The following is a 19,548-nucleotide window of genomic DNA, read 5'->3' on the forward strand; positions in this document are numbered from 1 at the left end:
ATTTATAATATTTTTTATAATAGTAGTTAATTTTAAATTTCAACTAATGAAATTTTACCACACTTAATGGGCATTCTGAAAGTCTTAGAACGGAATTGTTATCTCCTGAATGGTAATTATTTATCTTTATCAGTGTAAGCATATGAATAAGCACCTAATTCAAGGTTTACAACACCGTTTGCACTCATATTTTTGGCGATTTCAGGATAGTAATTCATCTTCTCTGATAGTTGATTATATTTCACCATCACCAAATTGCCATCGCTCATATAGATTTTTATCCGTTGTGGATCAGTTTTCGTTGGTGCATATTGAATTTCAGATACCGCAGTTTTGATTGAATCCGACAATTTCGCATATTGCGTCACTGTTTTTTTAGCAATGTTTGTCGATTTAAAATTCAAATAAATCGGCCGTCCACCAACTGGATTGGCATGCCCATTTTTTTCAACATACCCGCTTTCTAACATTGCGTAATATCGATTATTTTTTTCTAAATAACCTGCTGTTCGATTTTCGGTCACCTGAACGTTAACAGACTGCATTCCGGTCACTTTGATATTCAACTTAGCAACTTTAGCATTTTTTTGTTTAGCAATTGGTGTATATTTCCCCTCATTAAAAAGCGCAGACAAAGTTAATTTATTTTTTAAAGTACTAGCGGCAATCACTTCTTGTTTCGTTAATTCCTGATTACCCGTCACATTGATCTGATTAATTTTGCTAATTGGTAAAATAATATAAAGAGAGATGCAAATCAAAATCCCAAAAACACCTAAAACAATGCCAGCGCGCCAAGTCGACTGCCATTGACGTTGTTTTTTTAAATTTGGTATCTTATTGCCAATATTGTCTTTTGGACGATGAGCGGCCTTTGTGTTCGCTTTTTGTGCTTGACGTTCTTGTTCAATTTTTTCAAGTCGCTGTCGATAGCGTTGTTCACGTTGTGAGCGTTTGTCACTCATCGCCAATCCCCCTTTTTTTATGGATGCAATTTAATGGCTTCTTTTAGTAGCTCAATCAGTTCATCTGACGCATCAGCAATCCCAACTTGTTTGGCATTTTGAGACATTTCGCGGCGAAGGTCTTCATTTTGCATCATTTTATCCGCAACGGTTACTAATTTCTGGCCAGACAAATCATCCTCTAAAATCATTTCCGCCGCATGTACATTAACTAACGATTGTGCATTTTTTACTTGATGATTTGCAGTCACATACGGACTAGGAATTAGAATTGATGGAATGCCCAGTGCAGTTAATTCGGCAATACTTGTTGCACCCGCACGCCCCACGATAACTGAAACCTTTGGCAAAATATCAGGCATGTTACTGATATAGGGTTTAATGACAATATTATGATTGACAGATTGATCCTTTAATTGAGCCTGAACTGTTTCAAACCGCTTTTGTCCAGTTGCAAAAACGATTTGATATGCACGTTGGTTAAATTCTGGAATGGCTTCTACCACACTGGAATTGATTTTTGGTGCCCCTTGGCTGCCACCAAAAATCAACATCGTTGGTCGATCATCTTCCAGTCCAAACTCTTGCCATGAAAAATCGCTCTTTCGATTAACAACTTGTTGTCCACGTGGATTACCAGTTTTAACAACTTTTTGCTCTGGAAATTGGTTTTTGGCTGCATCAAAAGAAATCGCAATTTTATCAACGTAACGACTCAAGAATTTGTTAGTAATACCAACCACGCTATTTTGTTCGTGAATCACCGTGGGAATCCCCATTTTCGCAGCAGCATATAACACCGATCCACTAACGTAACCGCCTGTTCCCAAAACAACATCTGGTTTAAAATCACGAATCATTTTTTTGGCCACTTTAATACTCTTCAAAAACAAAAATAACGTTTTAAAGTTATCAAGTGATAAGGATCGCTTAAATCCCTGGATTTGAATGGTCTTTAATTCAATATGCGCAGCTGGAACAATTTTATTTTCTAGGCCACGATGAGTGCCAACATATAGCACCTCAGAGTTGGGTTCTACTTGTTTAAGACGTTCTATGAGCGCGAGTGCGGGGTAAATATGGCCACCCGTTCCACCACCTGAAACCATTAATCTCATGATTGTTCCTTCTTCCCACTTAGTTTCTCAATTGCTTCAATGTATTCATTACCACGAACCTCAAAATTTTCGAACTGATCCCAACTTGCGTTCGCCGGTGACAATAAAATCACGTCACCAGGGTCGCTCAATGCATAAGCCTGAGGCACACCTTCAACGCAATCCTTAGCAAATTCAATCTGTTTAATGCCCGCTTTTTTTGCAGCGTCTGCCATTTTTTTTGCGCTCTGTCCTGAAACGACAATTGCTTTGACATGTGCGTTAAATGCCGGCACCAATTTTTCAAATGTATAACCTCGATCAAGGCCACCCGCCAGTAAAATAACTGGTTGCATAAATCCAGCTAAAGCCATCTGAGTTGCCTCAATATCAGTTGCCTTAGAATCATTATAAAATTTTCGACCCTGATATTCTAATACATATTGCAAACGGTGACGGACCCCACTAAAAGTAGTCAAAACGGCCACAATGTCTTCATTTGCGACTCCTAAGATTTTAGTTGCTGCAATTGCCGCCAACGCATTTTCAATGTTTTGATCACCAATCGTAGCTAGATCTTTTGCTGGCATAATTGTCTCATCTTTAAAGCATAAATTACCATTTTTCAGATAAGCCCCTGTCTGTGTTTTATTTTGACGTGAAAATGGAATCACTTGCGCTAACGATTGGGTTGCTAGCTGTTGCCATTCAGTTCGATCATAATTAATGACAAAAAAATCATCAGCCGTTTGATTGGCAGTGATTTTCATTTTTGCTGCAACGTAGTTTTCTCTAGTTTTATGGTAGTCTAAATGATTAGAAAAAATATTAGTAATAACGGCGACATGTGGTTTTATGTTAATGGTTCCTGCTAATTGGAAACTTGATAATTCCGCAACAATCGTATCTTGTTTTTTTGCTGATTCAACGACATCACTAAATGAAATCCCAATATTACCAGCAGCGTGCACTCTAGTTTGTTTAGCATGCTGTAAAATTTTAGTAATCATTGTGGTGGTAGTGGTTTTGCCGTTACTTCCCGTCACTGCAACCAATTGTCCTTCAAAAACTGAAGCGGCAATTTCCACTTCTGTGACGATCGGAATTTTTTTCTGATTAAATGCGTTCACCAAAACGTTATCATATGGAATTCCTGGGTTTTTAACCACCAATTCAAAGCCTTCATCAACTAACGACAGTGGATGTGATCCTGTGATCACCGTAATGTCGTTTTGTTGTAGCTTAATGACGTCAGCATCATTGGCCTCATGGTCTTGTTTATCATTAATGGTCACCTGCGCGCCCAATTTTTTGAGTAATAGCGCAACATTCACCCCACTCATGCCCATGCCTATGACTAAGACTTTCTTATTTTGATATTTGGTGGTTTGTTTCATTCTTTTTCGATCTCCTTCAATTCATTTTTAATGATTAAATACCCACATTCCAGCTAGTGCAATGACTGATGCAATTAAACTGGTTGACCAAAAAACAATATCGACTTTCCATTCGCTCCACCCTGACATTTCAAAATGATGATGAATCGGACTCATCTTGAAAATTCGTTTTCCTGTTAACTTAAATGAAGCTACTTGTAAGATAACACTGCCAGTTTCTACAACATAAACAATTCCAATCAATAATAATGACCATTCATGATGTACCAAAATGGCTACAGCTGCCAGTGCGCCGCCTAATGCAAGAGAGCCCATATCACCCATGAAAATTTTAGCCGGCTTATGATTGTATGGTAAGAAACCAACTAAACCGCCAATAACGGCTAAACAGAAAATCGCTACTTCAAATTGATGCTGATATAAGGCGACCAAAAAATAGGCTAAAAATGAAATTGATGCATTTCCTGCAACCAAGCCATCTAAACCGTCAGTTAAATTGACTGCATTAGAAAAACCGACGAGCCAAAAAATAATGAACAAACCATACAACCAGCCCATCTGAAGACTGCCAAAGCCCATTTGAAAACCTTCATGCTGATAAATGGCTGTAAACACCATCGCTGCAATCACTTGTCCCAAAGCTTTTTGCCAGGGTTTAAATCCTTCGTTTTGATGCTGGAAAATTTTGATACTGTCATCCCACATACCAATCAGGCCGTACAAGATCAACGTCAAAATAAGAGCCCACATAGCGTTGTCCAATTGCCTCTGCCAAGCTGCTACCCAAATTGCGGTTAGCACAATGGCAATTAAGAACATAAAGCCACCCATGGTTGGCGTTCCAGCTTTTTTGGCATGCCACTTTGGTCCAATTTCTCTAATTTGTTGCCCTTCTTTTTTAGCGCGAAAATATTTAATTAACGATGGTGTAAGGCCAAATGTAATTAAAAAAGCACTGACAATCGTTAATACTCCAGCTAATAAACTCATGATTCACTCTCTCCTATTTTGATTCAAATGTTACTGATATTGTTTGGTTTTTGTGAAATACTGTCCCTGATTTGATACTCTGATCCTTCACGAAACCGGATCCTTTTTGCGTTAATTTCAAGCCAGTAAAGTTTGCAAAACGATCAACATCCGACTTAGACCATCCTGACAAATCTGGCATTGTCATTTGCCCGCTGGTTTTAACAAAAATTCTAGATTTTTGTAAAACACTTTGATCGGCAGCAAAAGACTGTTCTAGAACTTGTGAATCAGCTCCCAATACCACTGGCTGTAATTTCTTATCAGTCAACAGTAGTTGTGCTTTATTGACTTGCTTTCCAGTTATTTTTGGAACCTTAACAAAATTTACCTGACTAGACGATTGAGCCTTATGCTCATCCAATGCTTGTTTCATAACTTGTTGGAATACAGGAGACATGAATTTTTCTGCAACTTGCGATCTACTTTTTGGTTTTTTCATAGTGATGTACATGACGTATTGTGGATTTTTTGCAGGCGCCATTCCAACGAACGAATAAATATAATTCGTTGCGCCGGATTCATAGCCATGTGCTGATCCAATTTGCGCAGTTCCGGTTTTGCCAGCAATTCGATATCCTGGAATTTCGTACACACCACCTGTCCCAACTTTTGAATAGATAACCCCTTGCATATACTGTCGTACTTTTTTAGCAGTAGACTTAGTAATTGGATGACCAACTACTTTTTTATGATAACTTTTAATGGTTTTACCCGTAGTTGGATTTTTTATTTTGCTAATAAAATAAGGTTTCAACATTGTTCCATTATTAGCGATAGCACTGAATCCTTGCATCATTTGTACGGCGGTAACAGTAATTCCTTGACCAAAAGCTGTATTAGCTTGTTCCAATGTTCCCTTAAATGGAGTCGCCCCACTTGCTTCAGTTCCCAAACCAACTTTCACAGGTTCAAAAAAGCCAAATTTGTTTAAATAAGTTTTCCACGTTTTTGCACCCATTAGTTGTTCAAGGTGAGCCATTGCAACGTTACTGGAACGAAAAAAACCTTCTTTGTACGTGATCGATCCCCAGCCACCTTGATCCCAATCGGTAACTTGCCCACCGCCTATTGCATAAGTTCCAGAGTGATAATATCCATTTGGATTAAAATGACCAGAATCAATCGCGGCGCTGAGTGAAAATACCTTCATTGTTGAACCAGGTTCGTATGTGTCTTCTATTAACGTGTTTCGCCACAGTTTTTCAATTCCCGATTTCGTATCAGAATTAAAAGTTGGCCTTTGTGTTGCAGCAACAATTTCACCCGTTTTAGCATTCATGACCATTGCATTCATTGATTCAGATTGTGAGCTTTTATAGGCAGCATCCATACTATTTTCCAATAATGTTTGTAATTTGTTATCAAGTGTAGTATAAACGTCATTTCCATTTTTCACTTTTTTTGAAATTTGTTGAGAGTCATTAATTTGGTAGCCAGAAGTATCAGTTTTACTTTTTTTAATACCATTCACACCAGTCAGTTGGCTATTTAAAGCTTTTTCAATTCCCATTTGGCCGACCAAACTAGTTTGCTGATTCTTTTTATTTGTCATTGGCTGCGCTAACCCAATTAATTGTGATGCAAATTTGCCATTAGGATACTCACGCGAGGGTGTAGCAATGAAATTGATGCCATTTAAATTTGCACTTTCGATTTTCTGTTTTGTTGCAATCGAAATATTGGCACCTACACTACCAAATTCCACTTGAAACGTATTTGGTTTGCTAGGTGTCAATATTTCACGAATTTTAGTTTGACTCAATCCTAAATATTTTGATAAAACTTCAGCTGTTCTTTGTTTATTCGTCACATACAGTGGCTTTCCACTGGCCGATTTTTGATTCTTATCAATAACAGCATAAATTGTATATGTATTTGTATCTTCTGCAATCGCATTATTATTGGCATCATAAATAGTGCCACGTTTTGCTTGAATAACATGTTGTTGGGTATATAATTTTTCAGCACGATTTTTCAAATTGACATTTTGCACATCTTTAAAAATACCAATATATGCAAAACGAACGCCCAGTATGATAAATAGCCCAATCGAAAGAAAAAACAGCCATTGGCCGAATATTTTACGATTTTTAACTGTTTTACTACTGTTCGTTCGTTTAGGTCGATTATTCATTACTTATTGACGTTCCTTATATTGTTGTTAGAAAGTGTCAAACCATGTTTTTTTGCGACTTTTTCCAGGTGAGACTGGCTTGTTAATTCACTTATGACTTGTTTAGCACTACTATTTTTATTGCTAATTTTAGTAATTTTTGTATTGACGTTTTGCAACTGATGCTGATTATTCGTCAAAGTAATTTTTGTAGACACCAAAGCTACCATCATAAATGTTAACACTAAACCACAGGCTGTTACTAGTATTTTTTCAAATCGTGACCAAGTGACCTTAAGAGGTGCCCGATTTGGTGCTACTTGAGGACTTGGGGCAACCCGAGGTTGTTCAACTGCTTGTTGCCATTCTTGTGAATTATACTGTTTTGCCGCGTTATCTGCCATGATGATCACTTTCCTTATTTATTTTTTTGTTCTTTCAATGATTCTTAACTTGGCACTATGTGCACGATGATTTTGTTCTAATTCTGTTTGAGTTGGTAATATCGGTTTTCGCGTAATTGATTTGAAACTTGGTTGCATGTTATCTGGAATTACAGGTAAACCTGCCGGTAAATCTTGAATGGTGGTTTGTTCGCGAAACATCGTTTTCACTAACCGATCTTCCAGGGACTGGAATGTGATGACGCTGATGCGACCACCAACCGCTAACAGATTAAGTGCTTGTTCCAATGAGTCTTCTAATGCGCCAAGTTCATCGTTTACCGCGATGCGAATTGCTTGAAAGCTTTTCTTGGCTGGATGACCGCCATGCCGTCTAGTTGCTGCTGGAATCGCATTCTTAACAATTTCCGCTAATTCTAACGTGGTTGTAATCGGCTGATTCGCACGATTTTTTTCAATAGAACGAGCAATTGGTTTGGCAAAGGATTCTTCACCGTATCGTGATAAAATACGAACCAATTTTTCGTAAGACCACTCATTAACCACTTGGTAGGCATCTAGTTTTTGGTTTTGGTTCATTCGCATGTCTAATGGTGCATCATGCTGATAACTAAACCCTCTTTGTCCATCATCCAATTGCGGTGATGAAACTCCCAAATCATAGACAATGCCATTAATTTCATTAACGCCTAATTCATTCAACGCAACCGTCAAATTTCGAAAGTTGTTTTGAACGAGCGTTAACTGATTGTTGTCAATATATGTAGCCAAGTTATCTTGGTTATACTGAATAGCCGTTTGATCTTGATCGAATGAATATAAATGACCATTTGGGTCAAGTTGAGTTAAAATTTCACGACTGTGGCCGCCACCACCAAGAGTTGCGTCGACATAAATACCATTTGTTGAGATATTCAGACCGGCAACAGCCTCTTTCAATAGCACCGTGATGTGGTTAAATTCAGTCATTAATTTCTCCTAATCCTTACATACCAAAGTCCATTTTTTCTGCAATTTCATCGAAGTTTTCTTCAGCTTCACTTGCAAAGTTATTCCAACGATCTTCACTCCATATTTCAAATCGTTCTGAGACACCAACAATGACACACTTTTTTGATAGATCTGCGTGTTTAGCCAGTGTCTGAGGAATATTGATTCGGCCTTGTTTATCAAATTCGCATTCAGTGGCTGCTGAATAGAAGAATCGAACAAACGCCCGTGAATCTTTCTTGGTTAGTGGTAATTCACTTAACTTGGCTTCTAGATTCTGCCATTCTGTTTGTGGATAACCGAATAAACAGCCATCCATCCCGCGAGTCACCACAAATTGGTCACCTAACTGTTCGCGAAATTTGGCGGGGATAATTAGTCGTCCCTTTGTATCTATTGAATGTGAAAATTCTCCCATGAACACGACTAATCACCCCCTTCACTAAAGCTTGATTTTAGTCTACCACATTCCCCCACTATTCACCACAAAATCCCAAAATTTTGTAATTTAATCAAAAAAATAAGCCTTTGATTACTCAAAGGCTTATGATATCAATGTTTTTCAGCATGTGGGGACTAAGTGGGAGATTATCCCAATATTTTTAAACCAACAGAAAACATATAAGCAACTGCTGTGTACAATAATGTTAAACGCCAAAAAACAGGAACGAAGCGCTTGTAAATAAATTCATGATAATGTCGCCACTGATAGATAACGATACTAACGGTAATCACCGACCAAATCAAAATAACGTAAGCAAACCAGATAATTGAGATATTTTGATAACTAAACCACAATAAAACGGGTGGCCAAAAATCGAAATAGTGAATTGGTTTAGGCCAAATGTGATAAAAAACTCGCCGCAAAATTGCGGCAACAATTGATAGGATAATAATAGCGATAAATTGTGTTAGTAAAACTTTCATTTGATTTAGTTGTTCCTTTTAAATTTAGTGAATGATTTTTTCACGAAAATTGCACGATTGATGCCAATTCGTTAAAATATGGACCAAAGAGGTGGTACGATGATCCAATACTTTTCTGCACATGAAACTAATTTAACACTCCTACCCAGTGACCTTCAAATTGAAGATGCCAGTTGGGTCAATGTGGAAGCACCAAGCGAAGCAGATATTAAAACCTTAACAACCCAGTTTAATTTACCTAAAAATTATTTCACAGCTATTCTGGATGATCAAGAAAATTCCAGAATTTCTGGCAATAATCTCAATGAAAAACATCCATTAACCGTTTTAATGCAGTATCCAAAGTACACCACTAGTCCATTGGGATACATTGAATATAGTACCTACCCGATTCAATTTATATTAACGAACAATGTGATTATCACTGTCTCTAAACATCCGGCAGCTTTTATTCAACATTTTATCATGCATCAACATAAATTGAGTCGCATTATTCAAGATCGCGAAAAGTTTTTATCGCAAATTTTTTGGTTTATTTCACACGATTTTGTGAATGCGCTGAATGAAACCGCTAAAAAAATGGATTTACTTGAACGTCAATTAACATCGGCTACCCAAAATTCGCAAATCTATCAAATTATGGCCATTCAAAAATCGCTCATCGAATTTCAAACAGCGTTAGAACAAAATCAGACCGTCCTATCCAAAACAGATAGTACGGATGCTTATTTCAACGATAACGAAGTGTCTTTTATCACCCAACGCGCCATGATTGAAAATCAGCAAGCACAGACGATGGTCAACAAACAATCGAGGGTCTTAGACCAATACAGTAATATGATTTCATCGGTAATTTCCAACAACTTAAATGATGTTATGAAAAAGTTGACTTCTATTACCATTATTTTAACCGTGCCAACTATTATTGGCGGGTTGTATGGGATGAACGTTGCGCTCCCATATGCTCACATAGTCGGTGCTTTCACTTGGATTTTAGTCATGACCATCGTAATTTGTGTCGTGACAATGCAAATTTTAAAACGTCATAATTACATGTAACATTTGATATTCAATAAAAAATTGGGTACACTAGTTGAAGAATTTTGGAAAGGCGGAATTATTTCCATGCAGAAGAAAAAACGCTCAAACTTTGAAAAAGTTACCATGGTAGTTGTTTGGATTATGATTATTTCCATGGTCGGCAGTCTCATTTTCGGTGCTGTTGCCGGACTCGGATTATATTAAAATTGGACGAAATTAGCCATATGAACCAAAAAAGATCTCGTTGACGAGATCTTTTTTTATTCTTCATTTTTGGATGATTGCTTATATACTTGGCGTGGCTTTGAGCCTTCTGAAGGACCAATGATCCCACGTTGTTCCATTTCATCAATCATTCTGGCGGCACGATTATAGCCAATTCGGAAACGGCGTTGAACCAACGACGTCGACGCTTTTTGCTGATCTACAACAAAGTCAACTGCGTCATTAAATAAATCATCCACATCATCACTTTGTTCAGCTGCCTGCAATTCTTCGTCTTTAACAACCATGTTGTCATCATATTCTGCCGGTTGTTCTTTTTTAATAAAGTCAACTACGGACTCAACATCTTTATCTGAAATAAATGCACCTTGTACTCGTGTTGGTTTATTTTGATCAATTGGCATAAACAGCATATCACCGCGGCCAAGTAATTTTTCTGCCCCGTTCGTATCCAAAATGGTTCGTGAGTCAATCCCGCTAGACACCGCAAAGGCGACTCGTGATGGAACATTGGCTTTAATCAGTCCGGTAATAACATCGACAGATGGTCGTTGCGTCGCTAAAATCATGTGAATTCCGGCAGCACGTCCCATTTGAGCAATTCTGACAATCGCATCTTCAACATCATTGGAAACTGTCATCATTAAATCGGCTAATTCATCAACAATCACTAAAATAAGTGGTAAATACGGATCATTGTCATCATTTTTTTCATTGGCTTCTTGAACCATTTTGTTATAACCCTTAATATTACGCACACCAAATCCAGCAAAAAGTTCGTACCGTCGTTCCATTTCAGCCACTACTTTACTCAGTGCTTTAGAAGCTCGTTTTGGCTCAGAGACAACGGGACTCAGCAAATGTGGAATGCCATTATAAACACTCAACTCCACTTTTTTTGGATCAATCATCAAGAACTTAACTTGATGTGGTTTGGCCTTCAACAAAATGCTCGTGATAATTACGTTGATTGCCACTGATTTACCACTCCCAGTGGCTCCAGCAATTAGCAAATGTGGCATTTTAGTTAAGTCAGCCATCACTACTTGGCCAGTTACTGCACGGCCCAAAGGCACTTCTAGCATTTTATCGTTCTTAGGAGCTGCCTCAATCATTGAACGGAAACCAACAGTGGCAATTTGCTTGTTAGGCACTTCAATCCCAATCAAAGACTTACCTGGAATCGGCGCCTCAATCCGAATATCTTTCGCTGCTAAAGCTAATGCTAAGTCATCCGCTAAATGTGTAATACGACTAACTTTGACGCCCACCGCTGGTCTTAATTCATATTTTGTTACTGACGGCCCTAAATTAACATTCTCGACTTGAGCTTCAACACCAAAGGATGACAATGTTGCTCGCAGTGTTTCAGTGTTTTTCTTAATTGCATCTACCTCACCACTTTGATCAGTATCGGCAACCTTGGTTAGCAGATCAACACCTGGCAGTTGATAATCTGTATTTTCACTTTCTTGAGTTGGTTGCAGCGTCACTTCATCATCTGAATGGTTGGCTTCATCACCCACTTTGTCACTTGCAACATTGATGTTTGGCTCAATCGGCATGCTGGTCTGCTGTGGTCTTTTGTCTTCTTGATTATGCGGCAAAGGTAAATCTTTTTCACTCTCAACCATCAGTGGCTTGTCCCCAGTTTTTTTGGCTGACACAGGTGACTGTTTTTGTGGTTGCTTTTTTTCTTGTTTGGCACGCCGTGTTGCACGGTTGCTTTTGAACGCCAGCCATGCTTTTTTACTGTTTTGAGCAATTTTATTTAAAATCCGATTCATTGGTAGGTTGAAAAAGACAACAATACCGATCAGTATCAGTAAAACTGATAGAATCATTGTGCCAATCGAAGAAAGTAGATAGTAGGCACCGGCATATAAATATGCACCTATCATCCCCCCACCAACACTCATATCAATGCTGCCTTGCATAATATCTTGATTTAAATTGGTCCAAGTAATCGCAATAAAGTCAGTATGACGGTTCATTTGATTAAACATGATGCCGTGAAATAAGAGTAATAATCCCACATACGCAAATAAAACGCCGATTATATATCGGGGTTTAAACTTGGGCAGCTTTCCTTGAAACGTCAAAAAAACAGCATACAACATAATAATTAAAATTAATAGTTGGTAGGTTTGGCCCACGAGAATTCTTAAAACGTTAGCAATAAAGGTTCCAATTGCGCCTAGGTTAAATAAGCCTAGCAAACTTAATAAAATTAAAACGACACCGATTAAATTATTAATCGCAGATTCATTTTTTCGTCGTTGTGTGGTTTTTTTTGTTCGTTTTGCTTTTTTTCTAGCAGCCACAAAAAGTTCCTCTTTTCATTTCATTCTGATCTTATTGTACCAGTTACCACTGATTACTTTAATTTATCATTCGGATATTCGTGCACACGATCTAGATGATTAAATTGTTGTTGTCTCAATGCTTCATATATGACAATCGCAGCACTATTCGATAAATTAAGGGCCCGGATGTTTTCATCATCTTGCGGAATTCGTACTGCATTTTGTGGATACTGACGCATAAATGGTTCTGGCAATCCAGTCGTTTCTTTGCCAAACAAAAAATAATGATCGCCAGTTGTTGTATAGTCTGGATCAACATATGTTTGTGATGCAAATTTAGATACAATATATAGCTGATCTAAGTTATCGATGCTCTCAATAAAACTTGGCAAATTTTCGTGATATGTAATATCTACTTTATCCCAATAGTCTAGCCCGGCGCGTTTCATGTGTTTGTCATCAACAGAAAATCCCAATGGCTTAATTAAATGTAGCTTGGTATCTGTTCCCGCACATGTTCTGGCAATATTGCCAGTGTTGGCTGGCATCAATGGTTCAAATAATACGATATGATTAGTCAATTTGTAAACTCCTCATGCTAAGTAATTTAAGCAAACTAAAAAGCAGGGTCTCGGTGTGGGCACGGCGAAACGCTGCTTTAATGAAGTACTCCTTGATAGTTGCCAACGACATGTCGATGTCAGCTACCAAACGATTTCTACAACATAATGTATCACTATTAATTACAAAATGCAAACTTTATCAAATTTTATCATTTTGTGCCTGCAGTACTGATACATCAACGGTCACCTTCGTTAGATTCCTAATTTGCTCAGCAGAAGGCGACAGTGCATTTTTACCCCAATGAAGTGGTGTCATTTCGATGATTTTAGCCCGTAAATTTTCTGGCACTTCAAACTGATACTGAAGCTGTTTGACTGTGACGTGCTCAAAGTGTTCCTTAAATAGTGTTAACACATTTTGATTGTCATAGGTGCTCAGTTCACCATCTGGGTACAATAACTTGCGAATTTCTTGTAAATAGCCAGCATTCGGAATCACTTTATACAATGTGCCATCTGGTGCCAATAGTCTTTTGAATTCTTGATAATCTGACGGTGAAAATAATTCAATAATGGTTTCAAAACTATGATCAGCAAAAGGCAAATTTCGTAAATCTGCTAAACAGAAGAAAGCATCAGTTGGCAGTTGAGTGGCTAAATTAATGCCATCTTTTGAAATATCAAAGCCAATTGCAGTATCTCGATTATCTCGCAGATGTTCCAATTTACTTAATGGCGTTCCCTCACCACAACCAACATCTAAAATTTTTTGTGGCTGATCTGATAGCTGTTGATTAATATGATTGATAATTGGATCAAACAAACCGGCTGTTAAGATTTGTCGTCTTGCACTTAACATGCCATCGCCGTATTCACTTTTTACACCGTGTGTTAAAAAGTATAAATAGCCATGCTTATTAAAATCTAACGAATGACCATTTTCACAAATCACACTATGCTCATCAACCGATTGCATTGGTGCCTGACAAACCGGACAAATAAATAACGCTAAATTTTGTGCCACAAAATTGGCTGCAATATCAATTTTTTTCAATCTCTTCGTCCTTCATCTTTAGTCTTGATATAGATCTGACTGTCCGCGATACCACGTATATAAATGCGTCACCAAGACCTTAATCACAGCATATCCAGGAATACCGAAAATGACGCCTGGAATGCCAAACATTTTACCAGCAGCTAATAAGACCACAATGATTGTGACTGGATGCATTTTTAAGTTGCTGCCCAATATCAATGGTGACAATACTCGTCCTTCAATTGTCTGTTCAATTGCAAAAACAATTAGCACATTCACTAGCATCCATGGTGATGTAAACGCACCGATTAAAATAGCTGGAATCATTCCTAGAAACGATCCGAGATAAGGTATCAAATTTAGCGCGCCGGCAATAATACCAACTGTCAATGCATATTTCAAACCAATGATGAGATATCCAATCCAAAACATCACGCCAACAAAGAAAGCCACGGTTAATTGACCACGGACATAATTACTAATTTGTTTATTAATATCGGTCAGGACGTTGCCAAATGATTTTTGTAATTTTGTTGGCACAAACTTAACGAGATATTTGGGTAATTTATGACCATCCCGCAGTAAATAAAATAAAATAAAAGGCATGGTGATTAAGGCAACAGTGACAGTGGTTAAAGTTCCTAAAACACTCCCAACCGAATTAACTGTCGACTTAACATACTGGCTAGCACGCTGTGACAGCTCTTTAGAAGCCATATCTGTTAAGTGATTTAACTGATCTTGAAATTGTTGGAAAACTGGTTGTTTAATTAATCCGTTAATTTCATGACTAAAGTGATTAACATACGTTGGAAAAACAGCAATCATACTTTGAATTTGTCGATTCACTGCTGGAATTAAGCTCCAAATTCCCCAAGCAAGCAGTCCGACTACAGCAATAAAAACTACCGTAATTGTAATTGTTCGATTAACATGAAAGCGATGTTCCATTTTATCGACCAGGGGATTGAGTAAGTAATAAAAAACACCCGCTAAAATGATTGGCAAACCAACAATACTCAAAAATTGGCGCACTGGCGTAAACAGCCACGAAACCTTCTGTCCCACCAGTAAAATAAGCAATACTAGTAAAACAATGATTAACGTACTGACAATTCGGCTATTTTTTAGCAGATTCCAAATTGAATTAGTTGATTGTGTTGGCTTTTTATCCACACCGATCCCTCGTTTCAGAAGTTCATTAATTTATAGTTTATCATAGTCTGAATCGACTGGCATTGATTAACGGTCACTGTTATTATGGGAATGAATAAAAAAGGAGAATACTCATGGCACAACAATTTGTAATCGGCACCTACACCAAAAAAACAAGTCAAGGAATTTATCAAGTGACGCTAGACGAAGATCAACAGCAACTGGTTGATGCAAACTTAATTATTAAAATTGGTAGTCCCACTTATTTAGCCATCTCCAATAATCACCACCTGTACAGTGTTGATAAACAAACAAATCATGGTGGCGTCACTGGTTTTGACCTGAACCAACAATCGATCAAACAAATTAATTCGCTCATTGATCCTGGATCCTCACCTGCTTATGTTGGTATTGATGAACAACGTCAATTGGTGTTCACCGGCAATTATCATGCCGGAACCGTTTGTGTTTTCAAAATTGACAAAACTGGCTCGCTCACCAAAACTGATGAAGTCACTCATTTAGGACTAACTGGTCCCAAGGCTGAACAGGATGCACCACACGTTCATTTTACAGATCTTACTCCCGACAAGCGTTTAGTGGTTTGCGATTTAGGAATGGATACGACCTTTGTTTACGATGTCTCTACAGATGGCAAATTAGTGATGCACTCACGCTATCAGAGTGAACTGGGATTCGGCTCACGCCACATTGTTTTCCATCCTACACTGCCTTTTGCCTATCTATTAGGTGAACTAAGTAGCAAAATCGAAGTACTACGTTACCACGACGGTGCATTTGAACATGTTCAAACCATTACGACTATTCCAACCGATTGGACCAGTCACAACGGTGCGGCCGCAATTCATATTTCTGCCGATGGTCAATTCCTTTACGCTTCAAATCGTGGTCATAATTCAATTGTCGTTTTTAAGACCACTGAAAATGGAACACTGGAACAGATTCAGTCAATTAGTTCTGGCGGTGACTTTCCCCGTGACTTTGCATTCGATGCTAGTCAACGATTCTTAATTTGTGCCAATCAAAACACTGATAACTTAACTTTATACACTCGTAATGCCAAAACTGGTCTCTTAACAACAATTCAAAAAGATTTTAATGTACCAGAAGGTGTCTGTGTTAAATTGCTTCAATTATAATAAAAAACAGGTCAAATTCTAATTAGAATTTGGCCTGTTTTTTGCATTAATTTAAATAACTTAAAAAGATTTGCGCAATCGTAAAATAAATCAACACAGATGTTAAGTCCGATACAGTTGAAATAAATGGCCCACTTGCAACAGCTGGATCCACCCCAATTTTATCCATCATGATGGGAATCAAACTGCCCGCCAGGTTGGCAACTGTGATGGCGGCCATCATTGAGATACCAATAATGCCACCTAGCACAAAATTACTCTTCCATAGGCCCACAATTATTGTAATCACAATCCCCGTAACGACACCAATTAGTGCACCTGTTAAAACTTCATTACCAATCAGTTGCCCAATTTTACGATCATTTTCAACTGAAATTTTTCGAACAGCGATCGCCAGTGACTGTGTACCAGCATTCCCCGCAGTTCCAGTAATTAAAGAAATAAAGACCGCTAAAATACTAGCCTCGCTCACTAATGAATCATAATGATTAATTAAACTAGCAGTCGACATCCCCAATAATAATAGCGTAATCAACCACGGTAGACGGTGTAAAGCGGCCACAAACGGTGCTTCAGTCGTGTCATCCACGTTAACCCCGGCAAGTCCTGAATAATCCTCTGTCGATTCTTCATCAATAACATCGATGATATCATCAACCGTAATAATCCCCAGTAAATGACCAGCACGATTAATAACTGGCACTGCTAAGAAATTATAATCACGTACCTTTTGTGCAATTTCTTCTTGATTTTCATCAACTTGCACTGAATATATATTGTCATTCATAATTTTTGAAACAATCGTGCGTTTATCATTTGTCAATAATTCTCTAAGTGTGACAACCCCCACTAACTTTTGTGTATCGTCCAAAACATAGACGTAGTACACGACCTCAGCAGTTTCAGCTTGATGTCTCACCGCCTGCATTGCACTAGCAACTGTTTCGCTTTCGTCAACGGCAACATACTCTGTCGTCATTAATGAACCGGCAGTCTTATCTTCATAGTTGAGTAAACGTCTAACTTCCGGAATTTCATCTTTTGGCAGTAGATTGAGATACGTTGATAAATCCGTTTTGTCCATTTCACCCATAATATCAACGGTGTTATCGGTGTACATTGCGGATAACACGCCAGCTGCACTTTGGGGTGTCATTTCTTTCAGATATTCGATCACTAATGAAACATCATCGACTTCAAGTTCATCAAACATGTCCCCAAGTTCCTTTGTTGACAAAAATCGATAAACTACTTGGCGTTGTGGTTGTGATAATGAAGTAAAAATTTGTGCTTGATCATAAAAGTGCAACGCTAAAAAAAGTTCACGGAATTTAGGACCATTATGGCCATCAAGTGCAGCAATAATTGCACCAACTTCAATATTTTCTACTTCTTCAACCACAGTGACCACCTCATAACGCTTTGATTATTTTTTGCATATCATCTGGTTGTGTACAATGCACATCAATCATTTTTTGTTGAAAAGGACTATAGAATGTTACCTGACGGCAATGCAGTGCCTGTCGCGTAATTAATGCTGATCCAGTTCCGTACATTTCATCACCCAAGAGTGGATGACCAAAGGCAGCAAAGTGCGCCCTAATTTGATGCGTTCTGCCTGTATGCAACATAATGTCTACTTGACTAACTTGTTGACCAACATTTTGCACCCAAAATTCAGTTTGGGCACTTTTACCATTTAATGCTACTTGTCGTTTAACAAACGAATCTGGGTCACGAGTAATTGGCGCATCAATAAGGCCGTGGCCCGTTTCTAATTCACCTGATACTAATGCCGTGTAGTATTTTCTAATTTGATGTTTTTTTAACTGTTGGTCCAACACAGTGTGTGCAAAGCGATGTTTTGGAAAAATGACGATGCCACTGGTATCTTTATCTAAGCGTGTTGCAACATGCGTTACCTGGTTTTCATACTGATTGGTTTGATAATAGTACTTAACCCGATTAACCAAACTATCAGCAACCGTCACATGGTGAGCTGGAACTGTTGCAACACCGGCCGGTTTATTCAAAATTAAATAGTCCGCATCCTCATATAAAATATCAATTGGCGCTGTACAATTTTCTATTTTTTCACTAGCCTGTTCTGCTGGCAACAACAGCGTCACCGTATCACCTTGTTCCATGACATCAATCGTCCACGCATGTTGATTATTCACTAAAATATCGCCGCCATGATACTTGGCAACGATAAGCAATGAACGACTAACCCCGTGCATACCTAGGAAAGTACGAACTTTGATTGGTTCCAAATTTTGATACGTCCAACTAAACTTCACTTTGACCTCCGATAAATGCCTCGCCAACCCGTGACCAAAAACTAGTATGGCGATAACTGGCAAAATAGATCTTTTGATCAGAAATTTGATAATGAATATTAACAATTTTTCGATCATCACGGCTGTCATGCACCTGCATTTGATCAGTTCCGACTACTAACTGACTATCACCAGGATTTAAGTCCAAATCGACGTATTGGTTTTTGCCAACAATCACTGGTGATCCGAGCGTTCGAAAAACACGATTATTAATTGATGCAATTTCACCTAGTTGTAATCCCACCAGGCTAGGGTCAATCACTGCCCCACCAATTGACTTGTTATAACCGGTTGAACCGGTTGGTGTGGAAACACATAAACCATCTCCGCGAAATCGCTCAAAGAGCTGTCCCTTAATATAAATATCACACACCATTGTGTTAGTTATTTTTTTGACAGTAGATTCATTCAAAGAAATAAAGTGCTCAACAGTGTCATCATCATATTTAATGTCAACATTCAATAAAGGGTAGCTGACCTTTTGCCCACTGTCCTGTTTTAAACTGTTTACTAACTCTTCAGTTTCATAATCACGCCAGTCAGTATAAAAGCCCAAATGTCCCGTATGAATACCCACGAATCTAATTTTTTCCAATTGATTTTGATAATGATGAAAAGCAGACAATAATGTGCCATCGCCACCAACTGTAATCACTAAATCTGGATTTCGATTATCGAGCTCATAATGTGCCTGTTTTAGACCCAATTCAATTTGATGAGCAACATCATTTGATTTTGGCGTGTCATTTTTATAGAGTGCTACCTTCATAATCATCTTATCCCTTATTTATCTTAATT

The 19,548-nt window shown here is 38.1% G+C and carries 19 protein-coding genes; 3 read left to right on the top strand and 16 right to left on the bottom strand.

Annotated features, from left to right (window positions below):
• Window positions 1–116: 116 nt before the first annotated feature.
• The 9 genes from ACYVQZ_RS01775 to ACYVQZ_RS01815 all read right to left on the bottom strand — a co-directional run bounded on the left by ACYVQZ_RS01775 (window position 117) and on the right by ACYVQZ_RS01815 (window position 8,925).
• Entirely contained in the window at window positions 117–965 is an 849-nt protein-coding gene (locus tag ACYVQZ_RS01775) for a cell division protein FtsQ/DivIB (RefSeq protein WP_461239684.1), read from the bottom strand.
• 17 nt (window positions 966–982) lie between these two features.
• Window positions 983–2,083, bottom strand: a complete 1,101-nt coding sequence (gene murG, locus ACYVQZ_RS01780) for an undecaprenyldiphospho-muramoylpentapeptide beta-N-acetylglucosaminyltransferase (protein WP_461239685.1) — start codon at window positions 2,081–2,083, stop codon at window positions 983–985.
• Entirely contained in the window at window positions 2,080–3,459 is a 1,380-nt protein-coding gene (gene murD / locus ACYVQZ_RS01785) for a UDP-N-acetylmuramoyl-L-alanine--D-glutamate ligase (protein WP_461239686.1), read from the bottom strand. Before murD ends, murG begins: the two co-directional genes overlap by 4 nt.
• Before the next feature lie 27 nt (window positions 3,460–3,486).
• The gene (gene mraY, locus ACYVQZ_RS01790; protein WP_461239687.1) at window positions 3,487–4,449 is read right to left on the bottom strand and encodes a phospho-N-acetylmuramoyl-pentapeptide-transferase; all 963 of its coding nucleotides are present in this window, start codon (window positions 4,447–4,449) and stop codon (window positions 3,487–3,489) included.
• A 13-nt stretch (window positions 4,450–4,462) separates the two neighbouring features.
• Window positions 4,463–6,625 carry a penicillin-binding transpeptidase domain-containing protein gene (locus ACYVQZ_RS01795; protein ID WP_461239688.1) on the bottom strand — a complete coding sequence of 721 codons (2,163 nt, stop codon included), beginning with the start codon at window positions 6,623–6,625 and terminating at the stop codon, window positions 4,463–4,465.
• A complete protein-coding gene (gene ftsL, locus ACYVQZ_RS01800; protein ID WP_461239689.1) occupies window positions 6,625–7,008 on the bottom strand; it encodes a cell division protein FtsL in 384 nt (127 codons plus the stop codon). Before ftsL ends, ACYVQZ_RS01795 begins: the two co-directional genes overlap by 1 nt.
• Before the next feature lie 18 nt (window positions 7,009–7,026).
• Window positions 7,027–7,977 (bottom strand): 16S rRNA (cytosine(1402)-N(4))-methyltransferase RsmH, encoded by a 951-nt coding sequence (rsmH, locus tag ACYVQZ_RS01805; protein WP_461239690.1) that lies wholly within the window; start codon window positions 7,975–7,977, stop codon window positions 7,027–7,029.
• A 16-nt stretch (window positions 7,978–7,993) separates the two neighbouring features.
• A complete protein-coding gene (gene mraZ, locus ACYVQZ_RS01810; protein WP_461239691.1) occupies window positions 7,994–8,422 on the bottom strand; it encodes a division/cell wall cluster transcriptional repressor MraZ in 429 nt (142 codons plus the stop codon).
• A 164-nt stretch (window positions 8,423–8,586) separates the two neighbouring features.
• Window positions 8,587–8,925 (bottom strand): DUF3397 family protein, encoded by a 339-nt coding sequence (locus ACYVQZ_RS01815; RefSeq protein WP_461239692.1) that lies wholly within the window; start codon window positions 8,923–8,925, stop codon window positions 8,587–8,589.
• Between the two features lie 99 nt (window positions 8,926–9,024).
• Between ACYVQZ_RS01815 and ACYVQZ_RS01820 the strand changes: the two genes are divergently transcribed.
• Complete coding sequence (locus ACYVQZ_RS01820; protein WP_461239693.1) at window positions 9,025–9,984, top strand: magnesium transporter CorA family protein; 960 nt, start codon at window positions 9,025–9,027, stop codon at window positions 9,982–9,984.
• Between the two features lie 66 nt (window positions 9,985–10,050).
• Window positions 10,051–10,170 carry a DUF4044 domain-containing protein gene (locus tag ACYVQZ_RS01825; protein ID WP_461239694.1) on the top strand — a complete coding sequence of 40 codons (120 nt, stop codon included), beginning with the start codon at window positions 10,051–10,053 and terminating at the stop codon, window positions 10,168–10,170.
• A 56-nt stretch (window positions 10,171–10,226) separates the two neighbouring features.
• On the opposite strand, the gene ACYVQZ_RS01830 is transcribed toward ACYVQZ_RS01825, so the two are convergent.
• From ACYVQZ_RS01830 to ACYVQZ_RS01845, 4 genes are all read right to left on the bottom strand, one after another.
• Window positions 10,227–12,515: an FtsK/SpoIIIE family DNA translocase gene (locus ACYVQZ_RS01830; RefSeq protein WP_461239695.1), complete on the bottom strand. Its 2,289-nt coding sequence runs from the start codon at window positions 12,513–12,515 to the stop codon at window positions 10,227–10,229.
• Between the two features lie 53 nt (window positions 12,516–12,568).
• Complete coding sequence (locus ACYVQZ_RS01835) at window positions 12,569–13,078, bottom strand: tRNA (cytidine(34)-2'-O)-methyltransferase (protein WP_461239696.1); 510 nt, start codon at window positions 13,076–13,078, stop codon at window positions 12,569–12,571.
• 181 nt (window positions 13,079–13,259) lie between these two features.
• On the bottom strand, window positions 13,260–14,114 hold the full coding sequence (locus ACYVQZ_RS01840) for a methyltransferase domain-containing protein (RefSeq protein WP_461239697.1): 855 nt from the start codon (window positions 14,112–14,114) through the stop codon (window positions 13,260–13,262).
• A gap of 18 nt (window positions 14,115–14,132) precedes the next feature.
• Window positions 14,133–15,272, bottom strand: a complete 1,140-nt coding sequence (locus ACYVQZ_RS01845; protein WP_461239698.1) for an AI-2E family transporter — start codon at window positions 15,270–15,272, stop codon at window positions 14,133–14,135.
• A gap of 113 nt (window positions 15,273–15,385) precedes the next feature.
• Between ACYVQZ_RS01845 and ACYVQZ_RS01850 the strand changes: the two genes are divergently transcribed.
• Window positions 15,386–16,411 carry a lactonase family protein gene (locus ACYVQZ_RS01850; protein WP_461239699.1) on the top strand — a complete coding sequence of 342 codons (1,026 nt, stop codon included), beginning with the start codon at window positions 15,386–15,388 and terminating at the stop codon, window positions 16,409–16,411.
• Window positions 16,412–16,457: 46 nt separating this feature from the next.
• On the opposite strand, the gene mgtE is transcribed toward ACYVQZ_RS01850, so the two are convergent.
• The 3 genes from mgtE to ACYVQZ_RS01865 are packed head-to-tail and all read right to left on the bottom strand — an operon-like array spanning window position 16,458 to window position 19,519.
• Window positions 16,458–17,813 (bottom strand): magnesium transporter, encoded by a 1,356-nt coding sequence (mgtE, locus tag ACYVQZ_RS01855; protein WP_461239700.1) that lies wholly within the window; start codon window positions 17,811–17,813, stop codon window positions 16,458–16,460.
• A 10-nt stretch (window positions 17,814–17,823) separates the two neighbouring features.
• A complete protein-coding gene (locus tag ACYVQZ_RS01860) occupies window positions 17,824–18,711 on the bottom strand; it encodes an RluA family pseudouridine synthase (RefSeq protein WP_461239701.1) in 888 nt (295 codons plus the stop codon).
• Complete coding sequence (locus ACYVQZ_RS01865) at window positions 18,701–19,519, bottom strand: NAD kinase (RefSeq protein ID WP_461239702.1); 819 nt, start codon at window positions 19,517–19,519, stop codon at window positions 18,701–18,703. Before ACYVQZ_RS01865 ends, ACYVQZ_RS01860 begins: the two co-directional genes overlap by 11 nt.
• Window positions 19,520–19,548 lie beyond the last annotated feature (29 nt).

The sequence above is a fragment of the Paucilactobacillus salsurae genome, assembly GCF_054784995.1.

Coding starts and splice junctions, on each gene's coding strand:
- ACYVQZ_RS01775 (WP_461239684.1), bottom strand. CDS start 965: ATGAGTGACAAACGCTCACAACGTGAACAACGCTATCGACAGCGACTT.
- murG (WP_461239685.1), bottom strand. CDS start 2,083: ATGAGATTAATGGTTTCAGGTGGTGGAACGGGTGGCCATATTTACCCC.
- murD (WP_461239686.1), bottom strand. CDS start 3,459: ATGAAACAAACCACCAAATATCAAAATAAGAAAGTCTTAGTCATAGGC.
- mraY (WP_461239687.1), bottom strand. CDS start 4,449: ATGAGTTTATTAGCTGGAGTATTAACGATTGTCAGTGCTTTTTTAATT.
- ACYVQZ_RS01795 (WP_461239688.1), bottom strand. CDS start 6,625: ATGAATAATCGACCTAAACGAACGAACAGTAGTAAAACAGTTAAAAAT.
- ftsL (WP_461239689.1), bottom strand. CDS start 7,008: ATGGCAGATAACGCGGCAAAACAGTATAATTCACAAGAATGGCAACAA.
- rsmH (WP_461239690.1), bottom strand. CDS start 7,977: ATGACTGAATTTAACCACATCACGGTGCTATTGAAAGAGGCTGTTGCC.
- ACYVQZ_RS01815 (WP_461239692.1), bottom strand. CDS start 8,925: ATGAAAGTTTTACTAACACAATTTATCGCTATTATTATCCTATCAATT.
- ACYVQZ_RS01820 (WP_461239693.1), top strand. CDS start 9,025: ATGATCCAATACTTTTCTGCACATGAAACTAATTTAACACTCCTACCC.
- ACYVQZ_RS01825 (WP_461239694.1), top strand. CDS start 10,051: ATGCAGAAGAAAAAACGCTCAAACTTTGAAAAAGTTACCATGGTAGTT.
- ACYVQZ_RS01850 (WP_461239699.1), top strand. CDS start 15,386: ATGGCACAACAATTTGTAATCGGCACCTACACCAAAAAAACAAGTCAA.
- ACYVQZ_RS01865 (WP_461239702.1), bottom strand. CDS start 19,519: ATGAAGGTAGCACTCTATAAAAATGACACGCCAAAATCAAATGATGTT.